We start from the raw sequence: 1,309 nt of genomic DNA, 5'->3' as shown, positions 1-1,309 counted from the left end.
CAAGCCGGTCCGGCACGAAGGCGTCGACGCGGAACGTGGTGGTGCCGATCGGCGGCGCGTCGGGATCGGCGCGCAGCTCCACCGTCCATGTCCCGGCGCCCGCCCCCTGCGACAGGGTAACCGGCAGATAGATCGCGGCGTCGTCCGCCCGCGCGGGTGTCGCCTGGAGGAAGACCTGCCCGTTCGGCCGGCGCACCGTCAGTCGGGCGGGAAAGTCCGCCGGCTTGCCCGCCGCGTCGCGCAGCAGCGCCATCACCTGCACCGTCTCGCCGGGCCGGTAGATGCCGCGATCGGTGTAGAGCCAGGCATCGAGCGGCCCGGGATAGGGCTGGCCCGTCACGCCCCGGTCCGACAGGTCGAAGGCCGCCGCCTGCAGGTCGATCGTCGCGTAGTCGTCGCGCGGGCCGAACACGTTGATCGAGCGCGGCGCCGCGGTGTCCTGCCCGTGCAGCAGCGGGGCGGCGAAGCGGGCGACGCCGTCGGCGCCGGTGGTCGCCTCGCCCAGCACCTCGTTGCCCTGCGACAGCAGCTGCAGCCGTGCGCCCGCGACCGCCTGCGCCGTGGCATAGCTGCGCACCTGCACCACCAGCCCGTCATCGCCGCGCCAGACGGTGGGCGCGAGATCGGTCCGGACGATCATCTGCACCGACTGGAGATCGCCCGTGTCGTCCGGCGTGCCGTCCCCGGCGGTGGCGATCAGCGCATAGACGCCGGGCCCGGCGTCCTGCATCGCGGCCGGCAGCGGCAGCGCGGTGTGCTCGGTCCGGTTGGTGGCGAAATGCGGGATCGCGGCGCTGCCGGTCCAGACGATGGCGCCGTATTCGGTGCCGATCTCCTGCGCCGCGTAACCGTCCGTCGCCTCGCCCAGCTTGGACCGGCGCAGGAACGAGGCGATCGTGCGCTCCGTCATGCGCGCGAGCGTCAGCTTCAGGCGCGACAGGTTGACCGTCGTCACGCTGACCGCCGGCGTCTGGCCGCGCGGCAGGATGAACAGCCGCTGGTCGAAGGTGATGGCGGGCGCGCGGTTCGGTATCGCCGCCGCCACCACCGCCTCCTGCGCCAGCCGCAACCCGCCCTCGCCCGGCAGGCCCGCGCGCAGGATGATCCGCGTGGTCGCCCCCGCCGGCAGGCCGGAGACGCAGATGCGGTCGCCCTCGCGCGTGACGGCGGCGCCCGGGACCGGAGGGTCGAGCCGCACCCAGTCCTGCGGGTGGAAATCGTCGCCGCGGGCGGGCGGCGAGGTGAAGGCGATGCAGGCGCGCGGCGGGTCGGCGTCCGCCGGCTGCGCGACGTGCAGCACCAGCAGCCC

General features: G+C 74.6%; 1 protein-coding gene. It reads right to left on the bottom strand.

Annotation, left to right across the window (positions count from 1 at the left end; genetic code table 11):
- Positions 1-1,309 (bottom strand): MG2 domain-containing protein (locus B8460_RS19920; RefSeq protein WP_048863372.1); only part of this gene is annotated, 1,309 nt, incomplete at both ends.

Source organism: Acidisphaera rubrifaciens HS-AP3 (genome assembly GCF_000964365.1).
Lineage (GTDB): Bacteria > Pseudomonadota > Alphaproteobacteria > Acetobacterales > Acetobacteraceae > Acidisphaera > Acidisphaera rubrifaciens.
Note: the sequence above shows the minus strand (reverse complement) of the source record. Positions and strands in the feature narration are given on the sequence as shown.